Origin of the sequence: Pedobacter sp. Leaf216 (assembly GCF_001421515.1) — a bacterium.
Classification (GTDB): domain Bacteria; phylum Bacteroidota; class Bacteroidia; order Sphingobacteriales; family Sphingobacteriaceae; genus Pedobacter.
In genome coordinates this window covers 48,496-69,752 of sequence record NZ_LMKM01000035.1, presented here as the reverse complement: position 1 = coordinate 69,752, position 21,257 = coordinate 48,496, and the positions used below count along the sequence as shown (strand labels likewise).

The following is a 21,257-nucleotide window of genomic DNA, read 5'->3' as shown; positions in this document are numbered from 1 at the left end:
AGCTCAATGCAGGCAATTGACCAATCAACACAAGCTACAATCAACCAGTGGTTAAGTGGAAATTACGATGAGAATACCAAGGCAGAAATACAGGCCCTTGTAGACAAAGATGCAACTACAGAATTAACAGATGCATTTTACAGAAGTTTAGAATTTGGAACAGGCGGTTTACGCGGCATTATGGGTGCTGGTTCTAACCGGATTAATAAATACACCATTGGAACGGCTACACAGGGATTAGCCAACTACCTGAACAACAAATACCCTAACGAGAAAATTAAAGTTGCCATTGCGCACGATAGCCGCAACAATTCTGATTACTTTGCCAAAATTACTGCGGATGTTTTCTCTGCAAACGGCATACACGTTTACTTTTTTTCTGCGTTAAGGCCAACACCTGAGCTTTCTTTTGCTGTACGCCATTTCGGTTGCAAAAGCGGCGTAATGTTAACTGCATCACACAACCCAAAAGAGTACAATGGTTACAAAGCATACGGTGCCGATGGTGGCCAGTTTACCTCTCCTGATGATAAATTGGTAATTGATGAGGTTAACAAGATTAAAAGTATTGATGAAGTGAAATTCGACCGTGTTGAGGCGAATGTTGAACTGATTGGCGAAGATGTAGATAAATTATATTTAGATGGCATTACAGCACTTTCAATTTCTCCTGAAGCCATTAAAAGACAACACGATTTAAAAATTGTATACTCGCCTATTCATGGAACCGGAATTACTTTGGTACCTAAAGCTTTGGCGCAATTTGGCTTTACCAATGTTACTTTGGTTGAAGAGCAAAGTACACCTGACGGTAATTTCCCTACAGTGGTATATCCTAACCCTGAAGAAAAAGATGCATTAACCCTTGCGATGAATAAAGCAAAGGAAATTGATGCTGATTTGGTTTTAGCTACCGATCCTGATGCAGACCGTGTTGGTATCGCAGTAAAAGATAACAATGGCGAATGGGTATTGCTTAATGGTAACCAAACGGGAAGTTTGTTAATTAACTACCTTTTATCTGCCTGGGAAGAAAGCGGAAAACTGGATGGCAATCAATTTATTGTGAAAACCATTGTAACTTCTAACCTGATTGAAGAAATTGCAAAAAAGAAAGATGTTACCTATTATAATACCTTAACCGGATTTAAATACATTGGTCAGTTAATGACTGAACTGGAAGGTAAAAAATACTTTATTGGCGGTGGCGAAGAAAGTTATGGTTACTTAATCGGCGATTTAGTACGTGATAAGGATGCGGTTGTTTCTGCTGCTTTTATTTCTGAAATGACAGCTTATTACAAAGATAAAGGTGCAAGTTTATACAACGCATTATTGGATATGTATGTAGAATATGGCTTGTATAAAGAAGATTTGGTTTCGTTAACAAAAAAAGGTAAATCGGGTGCGGAAGAAATTAAAGCCATGATGGTTAAATTCAGAGAAAACCCTCCTGCAACCTTGGGTGGCTCTAAAGTTTCGGTATTAAAAGATTACGAATTGAGTCAGGAAACGGATTTAGCTACAGGAAAAGTAACTAAACTGGATTATCCAACTTCGGATGTATTACAATTCATTACTGAAGATGGAAGTATTGTTTCGGCCCGTCCGAGTGGTACAGAACCTAAAATTAAATTCTATTGCAGTGTAAATGCGCCATTAGCCGATAGAAAAGATTTTGATTCAGTTAATGCACAGCTTGGAGAAAAAATTAAAGCGGTTATGGCCGATTTACAGGCATAGTTTTTTACCTGTTTTTCGGTAAAATGAGTTTAGTTTTTAAATTAAAGAGACTTAGTTGTAAAAATGCTAAGTCTCTTTTAATCATATGGTCTATTTTTTCCTCAGTTATATTAATTAATCTCAAAAGATGAAACCTTATGTTGATTTGTAAAAGCCTATTTATACAATACATGCTTTCAGAATCATTTGATAAGTCTATTTTAATTTCCTTATTTAAATGCTGAAAATAATCTCTCATATCACTAATTATATCCAATACTCTTTCTACTTCTGCATTCTCAATATAATCACTTGTCAATAATAAAAAATCATTATTGAAAGATGCATGAAGTATTTTTAGCATTCCTTTTCTTAAAGGCTTTCCATCAAAACGACTATTAGAAAGTCTCTTAAAACTAAAGACTTCCAATCCCTGAATTATTGAACATAGATTCTTAAACCTATCATCCAAAATATAATTTTCAGAATTAATTTCATTAAAGTACAACCGTAATAAAGTCGTTTTTTTTGATAAAATATCTTGCCATTTACTGTAATTATGGGTTAACTTATCGGATAAATCTCTGATTGTAAAAGCAACCTGTGTTTGACTTTCGACCCCTTGATTTAGATAGCCCTTTATAATCTCCTTATGATAATAATGCATTGTGGAAATTCCCCTTTGCTGTTCAGTTGAATTAAGTCCATCAATTTGAATTGAAATAACTGATTGCTTTATATTAAAAACCAATTTCAAGAACCAACTGATACTTTTATCAAGTTCTTGAACCTCTTTTAGATTAATATAACCATCATTTTTTTTCGCTAAAAAATACGGATGCTTTTTTATTTTAAAGTACTCATAATTATCATTTTTTAAATGCCAATTATATTCATTCTTAAGTTCTAAACTCCCTTTTCCTTCCTCATCAAAAATAATTTTTTCATAATCTTGGTTGATTTTGATGTTATTTTTTTCAATATCAAGTTTGATAAAATTATCTAAATAGATAAGATTATCATATTCAAATTTAATGGTTTCGCATTTTAATGTTCGATAATCATCCTGACTTTCACATACAACAAAATCTTCAAGTAAATAAACTTGTTTTCCATAAGAAAACTCAGTCTGGAAGAAATTATAAGAACTAAAAAACCACTTTCCTTTTTCCGTAATAATATACCCAAAAACTCCGTCTTCTTTGTGAAAATTAGTTTGTGTTTCGTTTTCAATCAAAGTAACTAACAATTGAATTTTGCCAAATGGAAAGGAAACAATAGCTGGAACATAAGTTTTTTCAACTACAGCTCCTGCAGAATAAGATTTTGTAAAGTCAAATAGCGAATATCGCATAGAGCAATTTTATTTGGGTTATTATTAATTTAGGAATTAGAACAACAAATATTAAATGTAAGAATTATCTTTTTGCATTTGACAGTACCAATTTCTTTAATACTTTTGCATCGCAATACCATGTTCAAAAAAATCTTAATATATCTAATCATTACGTGTACCGTGAGCAACGGTTTCATGCAATTGGTTATCTATTCTGGTTATAAGATGAATAAAGAATACATTACAAGTGTATTCTGTATCAATAAAGAACATCCGGAGCTACATTGTGATGGCCAGTGTTTTTTAGCAAAAAAATTAAAAGATCTTGATGGTAAAAATAAGCAGGCTCAAGAAAACCTGAAAAGAGTTGCAGAAGCTGAGCCTCAATTTCAAACTTTAGCCATAAATCACCATCTTTCTTATTTTATTATCACTTCTGAAAATCTTTATATCGAAAAACCTGTTAAAGATCTTTCAATCTCAATTTTTCATCCACCGAAAACGGTTTAGGGCAGTCTTTCTTTTGTGGTTATCACCTTGTCCAAATAATTGGTCATCAGGAGGTATTCATGTATACTATTAATTAGATGCTGAAATAAATTCAGCATGACGACTGTATTAGAATTTCTTTAAATATTTTAATGTTCATTCGCCTTGATTTGTGCCCTCACGAATCATAGCGACTGGCTAATCCATTTTTTACTTATTCAATTTACTTAAAATGAAAATTTCAACATACTTTTTGGCCTTGTTATGCCCTGTTATACTCTTATCTTCTTGCAAAAAAGATGCAGAAGAAGTAACCGCCAATACTAAATCCACTTTCTCTATCGAGTTTGAAAATCAGGTAAACGGAAGTCCGCTGGTTTTAAACACAACATCTTACAAAAATGCAAAAGGCGAAGATTTTAAGATTAACGTATTTAAATATTATGTAAGCAACATTAAATTAAGCAAAGCAGATGGAACAACCTACCTTATTCCGGAAAGTTATTTCTTGATTGATGCTTCAAAATCAGAATCGACCAATATCACCTTTAAAGATGTGCCGACAGGCGATTACACAAAAATAGAATATACAATTGGTGTAGATTACGCACGTAATTTTGCTGGTGCACAAACCGGTGCTTTAGATCCCATCAACGGCATGTTCTGGACATGGAACAGCGGCTATATCTTTGTTAAACTGGAAGGAACTTCGCCGCAATCTACCGCCGATAAAAATTTGCTAACGTTTCACATCGGCGGCGTAACCGATCCAAATAATACGATCAGAACGTTTGCTACAGAAATTAATTCAGCAAATCCACTTCGTGTTAGAGCAGATGGCAAACCGAATATGCACTTTATTGTAAATGCAGCTGCATTATTTACCGGTAAAACCGATGTGAGTTTCGCTACTTTGAATTTTACAATGGGTGGAACAAATTCGGTTATCGTAGCCAATAATTATGCAAATGGTTTATTCCGTTTAGATCATATCCATAACTAATGTTAAGGAAAATAACTGTCTTCGCAATGCTTTTTTTAAGCATTGCGTTGATGTATGCCTGTAGTAAGAATGAAGATGAGGTTGCTCAGGAAGAAAAGAAAATCACCTTTTCTATACCGGCTAACTTTCCTGCTCCTGCATATAATTTCGAAGACAATAAGTTAACCAATGCAGGTTTTGCGCTTGGTAAAAAGCTGTTTTATGAAGCAAGGCTATCGGCCGATAAAAGTGTTTCGTGCGGAAGCTGCCACCAACAGTTTGCCGGCTTTACACAGCTTGATCATAAGGTAAGCCATGGGGTAAATAACTGCCAGGGTAAGCGCAACACGCCCCCACTAGTTAATTTGGCCTGGCAAAAGGCGTTCTTTTGGGATGGTGGCGTAAAAAACATCGAAACTTCACCATTAAATGCCATTACTGACGCTTGCGAAATGGGTACAGATATACAAACCATTGTAGCATTTCTTAAAAATACGGCACCTTATCCGGATTTATTTAAACAAGCTTTTGGTTCAACGGAAATCAACTCACAGCTCATTTTAAAATCGATTACACAATTTGCAGCAGTGTTGGTTTCAGGAAATTCTAAATATGATAAGGTAATGCGTAAAGAAGGCGGCATTTCTTTTACATCTACAGAACTGGCAGGCTACAACCTGTTTAAAGAAAAATGTACTTCCTGCCACGCAGAACCATTTTTTACAGATTTTTCTTACCGGAGTAACGGGTTGGATTTGATAAGTGCAGACGAAGGACGTTCGCATATTACCGGAGTTGCATCAGATTTTGGAAAGTTCCGCGTACCTACGTTACGCAACATCGAATATACCAGCCCATATATGCACGATGGCCGATTTTACAGCCTGGATGAAGTTCTGGAACATTACAATTCGGGCGTAAAAGCATCAACTAATCTCGATGCCCAACTTAAAAATGGTATCCCTTTAAATACAACTGAAAAAGAACAGATTAAAGCTTTTTTAAAAACATTAACAGACAATGAATTTATCAAAAACACACTATACAGCGAGTCGTAAACTCTTGGTATTAGTTTTCCTACTCATGAGCAGTCAGGTTTTTGCCTGCGATATCTGTGGCTGTTTTATGGGTATTACCCCCTACTACAACCGCAACAGCATCAGCTTATTGTACCGTTACCGCTCTTTTAACGGATACGAAGGTCAATCACACTCACTATTTCCAAATGGGGGAAGTTTCTTTATTCCAGCCAGAAGTCAGGATTCTCCAATTACCAATCATGCCGGCAACCCTACCGATTATGAACTTTACAGATCCTTGGAGGTCAGGGGAAAATACTTCATCAATAGCAAACTGGAAATCAATGCCATTTTACCTTATGTTTCCAACAGTGAGCGATACAATGGCTACACCTCTTCAATTTCGGCTATTGGTGATATCAATTTATATGCAGGCTACCACCTTGTTCAGAAACTGGAAGATAATTTTAAGCAACAGCTAATTGCGGGGGCCGGAATAAAATTGCCTACTGGTAAAAATGATTTTAAAAATACAGCAGGTATCCGTTATTCATCATTAATGCAGGCAGGAACAGGAAGTACAGATGGTTTTGTTTATCTCAATTACATGGTTGGTTTGGGTAAATTTGGAGCAAGTTTAAATACCTCTTATAAAGTTAATGGAACCAATAGCAGAGATGAGGGCATTGCCAATAGTACAACCAGTTTCCTTAATATTTTTTATACGCAAAGTATTGGTAAGGATGTAAAAATTATGCCATCGGCACAGTTTTTTTATGAATATTCTGGCGGAGAAAAATATAAAGGCCAAAAAACAGGAGAACATGTGATGAATAACCTGATGGGTGGCGTTGGTGTTGATGTTTTTTATAAAAATGTGGCCTTAAATGTTGGGGTACAAAAAAACATTTGGGAAGCAGAAACCGATCACCCGATGAGTGCTGGAAAAGCTTATGTTGGAGTTACCTATAATTTTTAAATCTAGGAAAATGAACAGATTAAATGTTGCAATGTTATGCCTGATAACCGTTTTTGTGATTTCGTGCAAAACTGAACCCGATTCAAAAGCCGTACGGCAGGAAGTATTAAATATCCATGATAAGTTAATGGTTGATGGTGAAAAAGTAATCAAAAACAAAATGAAATTGGACGCCTTAATGGTTTCTGACAAAATTAAAAACACTCCGGATTCAGCCATGCGTAAGCAAGAGATTAATACCTTAATAATTAAACTAAATGCTGCTGATGAAAAAATGATGGATTGGATGCATTTTTTTAAAGATGATTTTAAAGGGAAAACAGCGCAGGAAGATCTTGATTATTATAAATCTGAAATGATTAAAATCAGGGCTGTGGAAGATGGTTACATTAAAGTCACCAGAGAATCGGATTCGTTAATAAGGATGTATCAGGTAAAATAAATGGTCAACAATTCGGGTGTTAGAAGACTGGAGTCAAATGATAGGAAATTGGTGGTTAAACGGCCTAAACTTTAGTCTTCTAACTACCAGCTTTAAACTTAAAATGAATTCAAAAATGAAAAAATCAATCTTAGCAATAATCCTAATTGGATTAACAATAATAGCGGTAAAATCAAATGCAAACTCCGTAAAGGATTTTTCAAAAACAAATTTAACCGATTCAGTAAAAAAGAATGTGGTAGATCCGGTTTGCAAAATGAAATTAAAAGCCAATGCATCAAAAACAACGGTTTATAATCGAGTTACCTATAGTTTCTGTTCAGAAAGCTGTAAGCAAAAGTTTGTGGCAGAGCCGGCAAAGTATGTAAAAAAATAATTAGTCGGAGCTTATCTTCGTCACCCTGATCCGATAGCTATCGGATTTATTTCAGGTTATTTAATGCTGGATGGATGCTGAAATAAATTCATCACGAAGATACCTCAAACAAAATACGTTGTATATTTACATTTTAAAATAAAATCATGAATAAAATTACTGCTTACCTGGCTGTCTCCCTATCAGCCATTTCCATATTTACGGCTTGTAAACAAGAAAAAAAACTCCCTTTTTATGGTGAGCGTCATGCAGAAACGGTCAAAGATGCAGCTGGTGTTGAAAAAGTTGATACGGTTTATCAAACCATTCCAGATTGGTCGTTCTTGAATCAAGACAGTATAATCACCACCAATAAAGCTACCGATGGTAAAGTATATGTTGCAGATTTTTTCTTTACTTCCTGCACAACCATCTGCCCTACTATGCACCGCAATTTAATGACGGTTTATAATGAATTTAAAGCAAATCCAGATGTAATGTTTGTTTCACATACGATAGATTTTAAATACGACAAACCTCACGTTTTAAAAAAATATGCTCAAAAACTAGGTGTAGATGGACCAAAATGGCAATTTCTTTATGGAAGTAAGGACAGTGTATATACTTTGGCTGAGAAAAATTATTTAGTGGCTGTGGGCGAAGATAGTACTGCTAAAGATGGTTACATCCACCAGGGTTATCTAGTTTTGATCGACAAAGACAGACGTATCCGTGGTGCTTACGACGGCACGAAAGAAGAACAGGTAGAACAATTAAAAAAGGATATTCCTGTTTTATTGGCTGAATATAAAAAGTAAAATTATTAGCCACGAAAACACGGATTTATACGGAATAAAAAATTGTTATTTAAGCAAAAAAGTGTCTTCACGACAAATTAAGCTATTTCCTTTTTACCACAGCTATATAGGATGAACACAGATAAGCAACAAAATCTGTGTTTATCTTTCTTTATCGGTGGTTAATTATAAAAAAACATTATGCGCAAGTACATCATCAACGCTTTATTTTTACTTTCACTTATCGCCATTATTGTTTCTTGCCAAAACCAGGAAACTATTGATCTTCAGAATTATATGTCTAATGGTAAAGATATTTATAAAGCCAAATGTCAGAACTGCCATGGTGAAAATGGAGAAGGATTAGGCCAGCTTGCGCCCCCACTCACTGATTCGGTATTTTTAAAGGCAAATAAAACCCGATTGGCCTGTTTCATTAAAAATGGTGCAAACGAATCATTGATTATTCATGGTAAAGAATACAAGGAAAAAATGCCGGCTTTCCCCGAACTTGCCGATATTGATGTGGCACAGGTTATGGTATTCATAACCAATTCATTTGGAAATAAACAGGGTTTTGTCCCTTATTCAAAGGTATCACAAGATTTGCAGAATTGTAAATAAATATAATTTCGTATATTTAAACTATGACAACGATAACCCTACAAGTTCCAGATAGCTTAGGCGAACATGAGCATGATACCGTGCGATTTATCGCAGCAAAGTTATATGAATCTGGAAAATTATCTTTAGGTCAAGCAGCATCTATGGTGGGCCTATCTAAACGTACTTTTTCTGATTTGCTTTCTAATTATGGTGTTTCAATACTTAACTATCCCGTTTCAGAAATGTTAAGTGATGCAGAAAAAATATGAGCTAGTAATTGCTGATACCAGTTGCTTCATTCTTCTGGAAAAAGTTGGAGAACTCGGCCTTTTAAAATTACTTTTCTCAAAAATTATTACTACAACAACCATTGCTTCTGAATTTGGGTCTCCCTTACCTGAGTGGATTGAGATCAGAACGCCAAAGAACATTTCATTTCAAAATTCTCTCGATATTGATGCTGGTGAAGCAAGTGCTATTGCATTAGCTATGGAATCAGAAAACACACTACTTATTTTAGATGATAACAAAGGTAGAAAAGCAGCTGAGCGGTTTAATCTTGTTTATACAGGCACCTTAGGCATCATTCTGAAAGCAAAAAATTACGGACTTATCACTTCAGTTAAACCTATTTTTCAAAAAATACAACAAACAAATTTTAGATTTTCTAAAAAAGTGCTTGATGAAATATATTTATTGGCAAATGAATAGTACAATGCAAATTCGCATAATATGAATAAAAAACCCATCTTTGCGCAAAATGCAGGTTGTTCTATCGCTGTTCCGGATAAAACCGGAAGAGAGGAAAGTCCGGGCAACGCAGGGCATCCCGCTTTCTAACGGAAAGGGATTTAGGAATGAAAACCTGAATTACGGATTAGTGCAACAGAAAATATACCGCCCCGACTTTGTCGGAGTAAGGGTGAAAACGTGCGGTAAGAGCGCACGAGCATTACAGGCGACTGTAGTGGTTTGTAAACCCCGGGAGTTGAAAGACCAAATAGGCTAACATCCCAACTTTACGTCGGGATAAAGGGCTGCCCGTCCGATGTTAGTGGGTAGGTCGTTAGAGATAAACGGCAACGTTTATAGTGGATAAATGATAGAAATCCTGAGCAATCAGGAAACAGAACCCGGCTTATAGACCTGCATTTTTTTATTCATTCAATAAGATCGTTTTTGTTTCGTTGAGCTTTGCAACTTCTTCTTCGCCCAATACGGGAAACTTAAGGTCTAAACTTTTTAATTTATCTACAATTATTTCACTGATTGCCAACCTTGCAAACCATTTTTTATCAGCAGGTATAATATGCCATGGCGAATCTTCGGTACTGGTTTCGTTAATGGCATCTTCGTAAGCGTTCATGTATTTATCCCAAAGCGCCCTTTCTTTAATGTCGCCTGATGAAAATTTCCAGTTTTTAGTGGGGTCATCAATCCGGTCTAAAAAACGCTGCTTTTGTTCATCTTTACCCACATTCAGAAAAAACTTTAGAATTACAGTTCCATTTGCTGTTAAATGCTCTTCAAAGTTCCTTACGCTCTTGTAACGTTGCTGCCAAAAATTTTTATTAATCTTTTTTATGTCTGCAAAACCAGGGATATTTTCACTTAAAATATATTCAGGGTGTACTTTACAAACCAACACGTTTTCATAATGAGAACGGTTATGAATTCCAATCCGTCCACGCTCCGGCAAAGCCTTATAATGTCTCCATAAAAAATCATGTTCATATTCTTCGGAAGTTGGCACCTTAAAACTGTATACCTGGCATCCTTGAGGATTTAAACCAATCATAACGTGTTCTATTGCACTATCTTTCCCTGCGGCATCCATCGCCTGAAAAATTATCAGAACTGAATGTTTGCCAGATGCGTATAATCTTTCCTGTAAGTGGTTAAGCTCTATTTTCGAATTTACCAATGCATCCTTGGCTTTTTCCTTATTGTAGCCTCCGGTAAAATCTGTTTTATGGTTTTTTAATGAAAATTTCTTCTCGCCCTGTACAATTAGTCCCTTAAATTCGTTTTTCATAATCGTATATTATATTAGCTAAATTGATGCATCTGTAATTTAAATATAGAACTAAAAAATAAGTAAATTAAATACGTTAATTTGCATATAGAGTTTTTTATATTTAACGCCACAGCTTTTACCTAAAGATCATCTTATTCAATATGTTTAAAGAGATAAAAAACAAGTACTTACGTTATCCTACAATTGTTTTATTTTTTATAGTAATTTTCTTTTCAGCACTACAATTAAACTTTTTATGGTTATTTGGTTACTCACCAAGTGTTCATGATATTAAAGCCCCTACCCTTCGCGTTGGCTCTGAGCTCTATACTGCAGATGGAAAACTGATCGGCAGGTACTTTAAAGAGAACAGAACACCTATCAATTATGAAGAAATTGCGCCTAGTGTAATACAGGCTTTGGTAGCAACAGAAGATGTTCGTTTTTATAAACATTGGGGTATTGATTTACAAGCTGTAGGCCGTGCAGTTGTAGGTTTTGGAAAAGATGGCGGGGCCAGTACCATTACACAACAATTGGCAAAAAACCTTTACCGCACAAGGTATAATAAATCTCAGGGCTTATTAATTAAAATCCCTCTGGTAAGAACATTGATCGTAAAATTAAAAGAATGGCAAACGGCAGTAAAGTTGGAGTCTAACTATCCTAAAAATGAGATCATTACGATGTACCTCAATACCGTTTCTTTTGGTAACAATACCTACGGAATTAAAACCGCAAGCCGCATTTATTTTGATAAAGAAGCAAAAGATTTATCCACTACTGATGCTGCAATGCTTGTAGGAATGCTTAAAGGCACAACCTTATATAACCCGACTAAAAATCCTGCTAAAGCATTAGAAAGAAGAAATGTGGTGCTTGCGCAAATGAATAAATATAAGTACCTGAGTAAAGATAGTTTAACTGAATTATCAAAAGAACCGATTAAATTAAAAGAAGGTAAAGTACAGGATGGTAGTGATGGCGATTCCTATTTACGTGCTGCTGTAGCCAAATATCTTGAAAAATGGTGCACGGATAATGGTTATGACCTTTACGAAGATGGACTTAAAATTTATACCACTATTGATTCCAGACTTCAGGGGTATGCCGAGGAAGCTGTTGCAGATCAAATGAGAATTCTGCAACGCAGGTTTTATAGTGTTTGGGGTAATGAAGATCCATGGTACGATTCAGAAAAGCAGAAAGTTGATTATCCGGATAGAGCAATGAAAAACCTGCCTATTTATGCCCTTTTACAGAAGAAATTCCCAAATAATCCGGATTCTGTTAAAGCCTATTTCAATAAAAAGAAAAGGATGCAGATTTTCACTTACAAAGGTGACCGTGATACCTCATTTTCAACTTTAGATTCTATCCGTTATTACGGAAAAATCATGAATACAGGGATGATGACTATGGAACCAGCGAGTGGAAAAATTAAGGTTTGGGTGGGTGGCATCGACCATAAATTTTTTAAATATGATCACGTTAATCAATCTAAGCGTCAAGCCGGATCTACATTTAAACCTTTTGCTTATTTAACAGCACTAGAGCAAGGCATGAGCCCATGTGATAAATTCACAGATAAACCTGTTAAAATAGCCTATCAGGATAAAGGCGAAACCAAATATTGGGAGCCTAAAAATGCTGATTACAGTGTTTCATACCGCGAAATGAGCCTGCGTTGGGCCATGGCAAAATCGGTGAATACCATTACTGCTCAGGTTACCGAAAAAGTAGGCTGGGATAATGTGGTAAAATCTGCACACGAATGTGGTATTGACAGTCATTTAGAGTCTGTTCCGTCAGTGAGTTTGGGTTCTAATGATGTTACCGTATACGAAATGGTAAAAGCATATGCCACCTTCATGAATAAGGGCATTAAAACTGATCCAATTTTGGTGGAAAAAATTACCGATCAAGACAATAAAATAATTGATGAGTTTAAGCCGAAAACGAAAAGGGTTTTAACGGAAGAGATTGCCTGGTTAATGACATATATGTTCCGTGGTGGTATGGAAGAACCCGGAGGAACATCGCAAGCCTTGTGGGAATGGCCAAACCTATTTAAGAAGAACAACCAGATTGGCGGTAAAACAGGTACATCTTCTGATTATGTTGATGCATGGTACATGGGATTAACTAAAGACCTTGTTACAGGTGTTTGGGTGGGCTGTGATGAGCGGACAGCGCACTTTAAAAATGGCGAACAAGGTGAAGGTTCAAGAACGGCATTGCCCATTTTTGCTAAATTTATGGAGAAGGTTTATCTTGATCCCAAATCAGGTTATACTTATGGTGCTTTTCCAAAAGCGACTGTTGATATCACCAGAACTTACAATTGCCCTAGTCCTCAAATTATAAGGGATACTACATCAACAGATAGTGCTGTTGTAGATTCTACAGAATTCACAGTACCGGAAGTGCCTGCAACAGAAGTTCCTGTAACAGTTGAGCCGGAAGTTAAAAAGGATGAAAAGAAAACGGATCCTGCACAAACCACGCCCGCAACTACAGTACCGCTAACCAGAAAAGAAGAAAGAGAATTGAGAAGAAAACAGCGCCAGGAAGAAAAGGAAAAGAAAAAGAACGAAAATAATCAACAATAAGACGTCATTTCTGAATAAATGGCTCAGATCCATTGCATATCTGAGTTTAAGGATAGAAAACTTTGTAAAAGTGTTAAAATTTCAATAGTATTTTAAACTATTGCTATTTTTAGTTTCTAAATCTTTCACTATTTAATTTTCGTAAATTACTGAACATCAATACTAAAACCAAACATATGAAAATAGGCTCTACTTTATTAAAGCGATACTTTTCTCTATTACTCCTGCTTATTCTTTCCTTTTCGGTTAAAGCTCAATATTTCGGACAAAATAAAGTGAGATACAAAACACTTGATTTTAAAGTTTTGCAAACTCCCCATTTTGAAATATACTATTACATCAAAAATGAAAAACTTTTAAAACGCTTCTCTCAAGATGCAGAAACCTGGTATAAAATGCATCAGGAAGTTTTTAGAGATACTTTTTTAAAGAAAAATCCTATTATTTTATACAATAACCATCCTGATTTTCAGCAAACAACTGTTTTAAACGGAGAAATCGGAATCGGAACAGGTGGGGTTACCGAAGCATTGAAAAACAGGGTTATTATGCCGGTGATGGAACTTAACAGCCAAACCAGGCACGTTTTAGGCCATGAGCTTGTACATGCTTTTCAATACCATCTTCTGCTTGAAAAAGATTCTATTAGCCTTGAAAATGTAGGTCAAACTCCGCTATGGATGGTTGAAGGGATGGCCGAATATTTATCCATAGGAAAAAAAGATGCATTTACTTCAATGTGGATGCGTGATGCCATGTTAAACCGCGATATTCCTTCATTAAAAGATTTAACAAATTCCAACAAATATTTTCCTTACCGTTACGGACAAGCATTTTGGACATATATAGGTTCGCAATATGGAGATACAACCATTGTACCGTTATTTAAAAACACCGCTAAATACGGTTATGAAAATGCGATCAGATATACTTTTGGTTATGATGACAAAACACTTTCAGGACTTTGGAAAAATTCAATAGATGCGCACTATAAACCAATGTTGAAGGCCGATAGTTCGCAGATTAAAATTACAGGTACAAAAATTATCGATAATAAAAATGCTGGGAATATGAATGTTGCCCCTGCGTTAAGTCCTGATGGAAAATATTTGGCCTTTATGTCTGAAAAAGATTTATTTGGCATAGATTTATTTCTGGCAGATGCAAAAACCGGGCGGATTATCAGAAAGTTAAGTAGTCAGATTTCCAATGGTCACATTGATGATTTTAACTTTATCGAATCAGCAGGAGCTTGGTCGCCAGACAGCAAACAATTTGCATTTAGTATTTTCAGTCATGGTAAAAACCAGATGATGATTATTAATGTTGCAAACGGCTCTACTGTTTCGCAAACAGCAATGGATCAGGTGCAGCAGTTTGGTAATTTAACCTGGTCGCCAAATGGAAAAGATGTTGCCTTTTCGGGTATGGTTGAGGGACAAAGTGATATTTTCTCTTACAACCTGGATACCAAAGTGGTAACACAAATTACCAATGATGTATATTCAGATTATGCACCGAATTATTCTCCAGATGGCAAAAAACTGGTATTCTCGTCCGATAGAGCTGCCATTCAGGCAAATGTTGTAAATGCGGTTTTGCCGATTAATTTGGCCGTTTACGATATTGCTTCCAAAACGGTAAGTAACCTTAATGTTTTTGCGGGTGCCAATAACCTTAATGCCCAGTTTTCTGCTAACAGTCAAAATATTTATTTCCTCTCTAACAGAGATGGTTTCAGAAATTTATATAAATATAATTTTGAAGACAATTCAGTTGATCAGTTAACGGATTATTTTACAGGAATAAGCGGAATTACTGAATTTTCACCTGCAATATCTGTATCCACCACAGATGAAATTGTATACAGCTACTACCGCTACCAGCGTTACACTTTATACAATGCTAAATTGAGCAGTTTTAAAGCAAAGAGGATTGGCAATCAAGAAGAAAACTTTGATGCAGCTATCCTTCCTCCTATGGAAAATATTGGAGTTAATATCATCAATTCCAACCTAAATAATTTCGACCGTTTCGAAAAAACTGTGGCAGATTCAATGAAAACGGTTCCTTATAAACCAAAATTCAGATTGGATTATTTAGCAAACAGCGGTGTTGGTGTATCAACAAGTAGATTTGGAACAGGGGTATCAGGCGGTATTGTGGGCATGTTTAGCGATATTTTAGGAACTAACCAGATTGTAGCAAATTTATCTGTCAACGGAGAGATTTACGATTTTGGCGGTTTGGTAGGATATATCAATCAGAAAAGCAGGATAAATTGGGGTGCTGCTGTGTCGCATATTCCATATGTGTCTGGTTTTAGGTCTTATGGATATGAGAATCTGCCTACCAGCGACAATTCTACCATTAAAGCCTTGGCAGATAGAACAGATATTATCAGAACGTTTGAAGATCAAGTTCAGGTTTTCGGCGCATACCCATTCAGCAAAATACATAGATTTGAATTGGGTGGGTCGTTTTCTCATTACAGCTATCGAATTGACAGATATAGCAATTATTATAACTCAGCCGGAAACTTCATTGGACAAGATAAAACCAGAATCTCTAATGATGTTGCTTCTCAGGATTATGGCATTCCATTTAATTCCTTCACGCTTTATCAATTAAATGCTGGTTTTGTTGGTGATAACTCAATTTTCGGATTAACAGGTCCGCTTGATGGTTTTAGGTATCGTGTAAGCGGAGAAAAATACTTCGGAACCTATAATTTTGCCGGAGTAACTGCCGACCTTCGCAAATATTGGCGCGCTAAGCCAGTAACTTTTGCGGTTAGAAGTTACAATACTTTAAGGATTGGTAAAGATGCAGACAGGCTCTATCCATTGTATGTTGGTTATCCTTATTTAATAAGGGGTTATGAATCCAATTCTATTTACAAGAGTACTTCAGCTCAATCTTCGGAGTCTTTTGATATTAACCAGTTAACAGGAAGTAAAATTGCAGTTTTTAATTTTGAAGTACGTTTACCATTTACAGGTCCGAAAAAATTAGCCGCTATTCCTTCTAAATTTCTATTTTCTGATTTAAATCTATTCTTTGATGCAGGTTTAGCCTGGACAAATGATACGAAAGTAAAATTTAAAAGTGAGCCAACTTATACCACTTTACCATTATTGGATAATAATGGAGCACCTGTGCTGGATGATAAGCAAAAGCCTGTTACCTATCAATCTACAACTGAGCGTGTGCCGGCAATGAGCGTTGGTATATCGTTACGTGTAAATGTTTTCGGTTATTTCGTACTGGAACCTTATTATGCCATTCCTTTTCAGCGTAAAGATGTTAAAACCGGGGTATTTGGTTTAACTTTTGCACCCGGATGGTAGGTAACGGGTTAAAATAGAGAATGATGGAATGAGAGAATTATTCAATATTTAATGTGAGAATAATTAAATAACAAATATAAAGCTAAAGATTGCTTGAATGATTGGAAAACTATTCTGATCATTCAAGCATTTTTTTTATAAGCCTAAATTTCATTCGTATTTTTATTAAATATCTATACCTTAAAACCTGGTTAAGATAAACTGGAAAATGAGAGTTTAACCTGATTGGTAGTATTTCTTTCTAAAAGAATATTTTCAAAATCAAGACCAATTGTTAAATCAATCCAATCTGGATTACAAGATCTAACCAATCGCTCTTTTTGCATACGGGTAAACCTGCTTATTGTTTTGAATCGGCCTAATGCCTGTGCTTCCGTTTTAAACTCTTCAAAATAAACCAACCGCGTTAATTGCTGCCCGCTATCGAAAAATAAGTTTGGCATCTGTTTGTAGAAATCCAGCGTCTTAATCAAATCTGAGCTCATGCCCACGTGCATACTTGTACGATTTCTGTCGGTAACGATATAAACAAACTTTTTCATGATCCTGTGTTTAAAAATTAAAACTAAACTATTTAGTATACCCTCTTGCAAATCAAAATAATATTACTAACTTTATGAGCATAAAATTACTAACTATTTTAGTAATTCCAAATTTATTTTAAAATTTATTTTTATGTCAAATATTTCAAATAATTTAAAGTACCTCAGGAAGAAAAAAGGCCATACACAGCAGAATTTCGCTGATATTATGGAAATCAAAAGATCGCTGATCGGCGCTTATGAGGAAGACCGGGCAGAACCGAAGTATGATTTACTAAAAAAAATAGCAGAATACTTCGACCTGACCATCGATGAATTTATTAATGAGAAGATATCTGACAGCTGGAAACCGAAGCCGAAAAGCCAGGGATCTAACCTAAGGGTGCTTAGCATTTCTGTAGATCAAAATGATCGTGAGAACATCGAATTGGTTCCGGTTAAAGCAAGTGCTGGTTATTTAAATGGTTTTTCAGACCCACAATATATTAGTGATCTTCCAAAATTTCAGCTTCCTCTTGCTGCCTTAAGGCAGGGTACATTTAGGGCATTTGAAATTATGGGCGATAGTATGTTACCCGTTCAGCCAGGTAGCGTAATTATTGGCGAATATTTAGACAATTGGAACGAAGTAAAAACCGGCGAAACCTATATCGTAATCAGTAAAAATGAAGGCGTTGTTTATAAAAGGGCTGGCAACCGTTTCAGAGAAAATAAAGATTTGAAATTAATATCTGATAATAAGGTATACGATGCCTATACAATTGCTGCAGAAGATATTTTGGAAATCTGGAAAGCTAAAGCGTATATCTCTACCTCATTACCAGAACCTGCACCAGACCCTACCATGGAAACATTAACGCAGATGATGGCCCAAATGCAGAAATCAATTTCGCAATTAAATAAAAATTAACACTTTTTAACAACAGCCGATTAAACCGTTTGCGTTTTTATGTATCTATTGAATTAACAAACACATAAAAAAACAGAACATGAAAAAGGCAATTTTAACAATAGCAATTGCAGTAATGGGATTAACCGCTGCATTTGCTCAAGACACTACAAAGCGTGCAAGACGGGCAATGCCTAAAATGACCGCAGAACAAAGGGCTGAAAAAGTAACCGCCAAACTGGAGAAAGAATTAAGCCTTACAGCTGATCAGAAAACCAAAATTTATGCCATTCAATTAGAGAATGCAAAAAAAATGGAGACCTGGAGAACTGCTGATCAGGGTGATATTAAAGGTAAGATGAAAGAGCGTAAAGCGGCCATGGATGAGCAAAAAACTAAAATTGATGCTGTTTTAACCGCCGATCAAAAAACAAAGCTGGATGCTTTCCGTGCAGAAGCCAAAGAAAAAGGTGAAAAAATGAGAAAAGGAATGGGCGGAAGAGGCAGAAAAGATAAAGCCCCTGTGGTTTCAAATCCACCTGCACAAGGATAAATTGAGTAAACAGTAATTAATTATATTTTTAAAAGCGTTCCGATTATTCGGGACGCTTTTTTTACTTTTGACCGATGAGCAAATTAGAGCAATTTCTTAATGGCAAACTTCAGGAGCGAAAAGATAATTTTTCCATCAGAAATTTATCAACGAACTTCCCTCCTGTTGATTTTTGTTCTAATGATTATCTCGGTTTTGCCAGGTCTGTCGAATTAAAAGATTTAATCGATCTAACATTAAGCAAACTACCAAATTACCTAAATGGTGCAGGTGGCTCGCGCCTTTTAAGCGGAAATACCAAGTTTATAGAAGAAACTGAGCAATTTATTGCCGATTTTCACCAATCTGAAAGCGGATTGATTTTCAATTCGGGATACGATGCAAATGTGGGGCTCCTATCATCTGTTCCACAACGTGGTGATACTATTATTACAGATGAGCTGATCCATGCAAGTATTATAGATGGCTGCAGATTAAGTTATGCCACACGATACAAATTTCTTCATAACGATATAATTGATCTGGAAAGCAAACTGAAACTTGCCAGGGGAAATATTTTTGTGGTGGTAGAAAGTGTTTATTCCATGGATGGTGATTTTGCCCCTTTGATTGAAATATCGAATCTTTGTAAGCTTTACAATGCAAATCTGATTGTGGATGAAGCTCATGCTACAGGTATATTCGGTAAAAACGGAAGCGGATTAATCAATCAGCTTAATTTGACCGGTCAGGTTTTTGCACGCATTGTAACTTTCGGAAAAGCCATGGGTACACACGGAGCAATTATTTTAGGGAGTAAAAATTTGCGCCAATACCTGATTAATTACGCAAGATCATTTATTTACACTACCGCAGCACCTGTTCATAATATTGTAGCGATAAAATCTGCCTATCAGTTATTACCGAAAATTGATCATGAGTTGGTTCATCAAAAAATTGCCTTGTTCAGGAAAACCGTAAGAGAACTGAATATTAATACCCTTGACAGCGAAAGCACTATCCAGGGGGTTTTATTCGAAACCAATGAAGCCACAAAAATGGCTGCAACTACATTGCAAAACCAGGGTTTTGATGTAAGGGCAATATTAAGCCCAACCGTGGCAGTAGGAAAAGAAAGATTAAGGATTTGCCTGCACACTTTTAATACCGATGAAGAAATTATTTCGTTGGTTAATCACCTTAAAGCATTAAATTAAATGGCTAAATATTTTATAACAGGAATAGGAACAGGAATTGGAAAAACTTTAATCAGCGCCATTTTAACTGAAAAATTAAAAGCAGATTATTGGAAACCGATCCAATCTGGAGACTTAGAAACAAGCGACAGTCTAACTATCGAAAATTTAATCAGCAACAGCAAAACGGTTATCCATCCAGAAAGTTATAGACTGAACCAGCCTTTATCCCCCCATTTATCAGCAAAATTGGATGGCATTGAAATCGACCTCAACAACATCAACATTCCTGAAACCGATAATAATTTAATTATTGAAGGTGCCGGAGGTTTAATGGTTCCGTTAAATGAACATGAATTGATTGTTGACCTAATTAAAAAACTGAATGTAGAAGTGATATTGGTTTCTCAAAATTATTTAGGCAGCATTAACCATACGCTTTTATCAATTAATCTGCTTAAACAATATCAAATTCCTATTAAAGGCATTATTTTTAATGGCGATGAAAATTTAGAAACAGAAAGATACATATTGCAATATTCGAAAATAAAAAAGCTAGGTGGTGTACCTAGCTTAGAAAATATTGATAAAGAAAAAGTGCAGTTTCTTGGCCAAAACCTTTCTATTTAACTCCTAAGAAGTCAAGTTTTTGAAACTTGACTTCTTTCCAAATCATATTATTTCTCAGTTAAATAACCAGTTTTTTTAAGAAAATCTGCCCAAACCTGGTATCCAGCCGGAATAAGGTGCAAACCATCTTTAGTGAGTTCTGCCCTTAAATGCTTGTCCTGATCGGTGAAATTTGGATACAAATCAATAACGGTAACATTTTTAGCCGCAAATTTTCTGATTTCATCATTTAACCAAAGAATATGTTCGTCTTTACCATAATGATTTTTAAATTTTTCGAAAGCACTGTTCACAGGTAAAAGTGTGTTAAAATAAATGTGTGTTTTTTTCGATCCTTTCCTAATCCGGGCAATGATGGTTTTATAATTTCTTAAAATTACACTATCGGGAATATTCCTCGAAACATCATTTATTCCAATTAAAATAAAAACTTTTGCCGGTTTACCATCTATCACATCTTGCAGGCGCTCTAAAACGCCAAAAGTAATGTCGCCTGATATTCCCCTGTTTTTTGCTTGCGGAAGATCCAAAAGTTTGGCCCAATCGGTACCGGCTGTAATGCTATTGCCTAAAAAGATGAAATCTTTCTTTGATGCAGGATCAGCTTTAAATTTTGCAACCAGTTCTACATATTTCCCTGGTCGGTAAGTACTGTCCCATTTAACCTCCTGCGCTTGTAATCCTGTTAAATTAAGCAGTAATAATGTACAGGCAGCTAGTAATAGCCTTTTAAAGTGTGCTTTCATATTATATTTAGTTATT

At 35.6% G+C, this 21,257-nt stretch carries 21 protein-coding genes and 1 other RNA gene; 18 read left to right on the top strand and 4 right to left on the bottom strand.

The window, feature by feature from the left end; all coding sequences use genetic code 11:
* The first annotated feature begins 6 nt into the window (after positions 1-6).
* Positions 7-1,743: a phospho-sugar mutase gene (locus ASE74_RS20965; RefSeq protein ID WP_055913550.1), complete on the top strand. Its 1,737-nt coding sequence runs from the start codon at positions 7-9 to the stop codon at positions 1,741-1,743.
* Between the two features lie 4 nt (positions 1,744-1,747).
* Here ASE74_RS20965 and ASE74_RS20960 read toward each other — a convergent pair whose 3' ends face one another.
* A complete protein-coding gene (locus tag ASE74_RS20960; protein WP_055913547.1) occupies positions 1,748-3,076 on the bottom strand; it encodes a hypothetical protein in 1,329 nt (442 codons plus the stop codon).
* A gap of 162 nt (positions 3,077-3,238) precedes the next feature.
* On the opposite strand from ASE74_RS20960, the gene ASE74_RS20955 reads away from it, so the two are divergent.
* The 11 genes from ASE74_RS20955 to rnpB all read left to right on the top strand — a co-directional run bounded on the left by ASE74_RS20955 (position 3,239) and on the right by rnpB (position 9,884).
* The gene (locus tag ASE74_RS20955) at positions 3,239-3,568 is read left to right on the top strand and encodes a hypothetical protein (RefSeq protein WP_235526187.1); all 330 of its coding nucleotides are present in this window, start codon (positions 3,239-3,241) and stop codon (positions 3,566-3,568) included.
* A gap of 211 nt (positions 3,569-3,779) precedes the next feature.
* Entirely contained in the window at positions 3,780-4,550 is a 771-nt protein-coding gene (locus tag ASE74_RS20950; RefSeq protein ID WP_055913542.1) for an MbnP family protein, read from the top strand.
* Between the two features lie 26 nt (positions 4,551-4,576).
* On the top strand, positions 4,577-5,587 hold the full coding sequence (locus ASE74_RS20945) for a cytochrome-c peroxidase (protein ID WP_235526186.1): 1,011 nt from the start codon (positions 4,577-4,579) through the stop codon (positions 5,585-5,587).
* On the top strand, positions 5,550-6,527 hold the full coding sequence (locus tag ASE74_RS20940; protein WP_157255495.1) for a transporter: 978 nt from the start codon (positions 5,550-5,552) through the stop codon (positions 6,525-6,527). The genes ASE74_RS20945 and ASE74_RS20940 overlap by 38 nt, the downstream gene beginning before the upstream one ends.
* 10 nt (positions 6,528-6,537) lie before the next feature.
* Positions 6,538-6,969, top strand: a complete 432-nt coding sequence (locus ASE74_RS20935) for a hypothetical protein (RefSeq protein ID WP_055913534.1) — start codon at positions 6,538-6,540, stop codon at positions 6,967-6,969.
* A 115-nt stretch (positions 6,970-7,084) separates the two neighbouring features.
* Positions 7,085-7,345, top strand: a complete 261-nt coding sequence (locus tag ASE74_RS20930; RefSeq protein WP_162235830.1) for a YHS domain-containing protein — start codon at positions 7,085-7,087, stop codon at positions 7,343-7,345.
* A gap of 146 nt (positions 7,346-7,491) precedes the next feature.
* Positions 7,492-8,142, top strand: a complete 651-nt coding sequence (locus ASE74_RS20925; protein WP_055913528.1) for an SCO family protein — start codon at positions 7,492-7,494, stop codon at positions 8,140-8,142.
* Between the two features lie 180 nt (positions 8,143-8,322).
* A complete protein-coding gene (locus ASE74_RS20920; protein WP_055913525.1) occupies positions 8,323-8,745 on the top strand; it encodes a cytochrome c in 423 nt (140 codons plus the stop codon).
* Between the two features lie 23 nt (positions 8,746-8,768).
* Positions 8,769-8,996, top strand: a complete 228-nt coding sequence (locus tag ASE74_RS20915; RefSeq protein ID WP_055913522.1) for a UPF0175 family protein — start codon at positions 8,769-8,771, stop codon at positions 8,994-8,996.
* Positions 8,980-9,438, top strand: a complete 459-nt coding sequence (locus ASE74_RS20910) for a DUF3368 domain-containing protein (RefSeq protein WP_055913519.1) — start codon at positions 8,980-8,982, stop codon at positions 9,436-9,438. The genes ASE74_RS20915 and ASE74_RS20910 overlap by 17 nt, the downstream gene beginning before the upstream one ends.
* 48 nt (positions 9,439-9,486) lie before the next feature.
* Positions 9,487-9,884: RNase P RNA component class A (gene rnpB / locus ASE74_RS21775), an RNA gene on the top strand.
* On the opposite strand, the gene ASE74_RS20900 is transcribed toward rnpB, so the two are convergent.
* Positions 9,884-10,762 carry a polyphosphate kinase 2 family protein gene (locus tag ASE74_RS20900; RefSeq protein WP_055913513.1) on the bottom strand — a complete coding sequence of 293 codons (879 nt, stop codon included), beginning with the start codon at positions 10,760-10,762 and terminating at the stop codon, positions 9,884-9,886. The genes rnpB and ASE74_RS20900 overlap by 1 nt on opposite strands.
* Positions 10,763-10,905: 143 nt before the next feature.
* Here ASE74_RS20900 and ASE74_RS20895 point away from each other — a divergent pair, with 143 nt between their 5' ends.
* Both ASE74_RS20895 and ASE74_RS20890 read left to right on the top strand, forming a co-directional pair.
* Positions 10,906-13,356: a transglycosylase domain-containing protein gene (locus ASE74_RS20895; RefSeq protein WP_055913511.1), complete on the top strand. Its 2,451-nt coding sequence runs from the start codon at positions 10,906-10,908 to the stop codon at positions 13,354-13,356.
* Positions 13,357-13,532: 176 nt separating this feature from the next.
* The gene (locus ASE74_RS20890) at positions 13,533-16,706 is read left to right on the top strand and encodes a basic secretory protein-like protein (protein WP_055913508.1); all 3,174 of its coding nucleotides are present in this window, start codon (positions 13,533-13,535) and stop codon (positions 16,704-16,706) included.
* A gap of 191 nt (positions 16,707-16,897) precedes the next feature.
* On the opposite strand, the gene ASE74_RS20885 is transcribed toward ASE74_RS20890, so the two are convergent.
* Complete coding sequence (locus ASE74_RS20885; protein WP_055913505.1) at positions 16,898-17,248, bottom strand: GIY-YIG nuclease family protein; 351 nt, start codon at positions 17,246-17,248, stop codon at positions 16,898-16,900.
* 133 nt (positions 17,249-17,381) lie between these two features.
* Here ASE74_RS20885 and ASE74_RS20880 point away from each other — a divergent pair, with 133 nt between their 5' ends.
* The 4 genes from ASE74_RS20880 (at position 17,382) to bioD (ending at position 20,495) form a co-directional block, all read left to right on the top strand.
* Positions 17,382-18,158 (top strand): LexA family transcriptional regulator, encoded by a 777-nt coding sequence (locus ASE74_RS20880; protein WP_055913502.1) that lies wholly within the window; start codon positions 17,382-17,384, stop codon positions 18,156-18,158.
* A 79-nt stretch (positions 18,159-18,237) separates the two neighbouring features.
* Complete coding sequence (locus tag ASE74_RS20875) at positions 18,238-18,690, top strand: hypothetical protein (RefSeq protein ID WP_055913499.1); 453 nt, start codon at positions 18,238-18,240, stop codon at positions 18,688-18,690.
* A 74-nt stretch (positions 18,691-18,764) separates the two neighbouring features.
* A complete protein-coding gene (locus tag ASE74_RS20870) occupies positions 18,765-19,886 on the top strand; it encodes a pyridoxal phosphate-dependent aminotransferase family protein (RefSeq protein ID WP_055913496.1) in 1,122 nt (373 codons plus the stop codon).
* Positions 19,887-20,495, top strand: a complete 609-nt coding sequence (gene bioD / locus ASE74_RS20865) for a dethiobiotin synthase (RefSeq protein WP_055913493.1) — start codon at positions 19,887-19,889, stop codon at positions 20,493-20,495. It abuts the gene before it with no gap.
* Positions 20,496-20,542: 47 nt separating this feature from the next.
* Here the strand turns inward: bioD and ASE74_RS20860 are convergent, their stop codons facing one another.
* Positions 20,543-21,241, bottom strand: a complete 699-nt coding sequence (locus tag ASE74_RS20860; RefSeq protein ID WP_055913490.1) for a GDSL-type esterase/lipase family protein — start codon at positions 21,239-21,241, stop codon at positions 20,543-20,545.
* Positions 21,242-21,257: the final 16 nt, after the last annotated feature.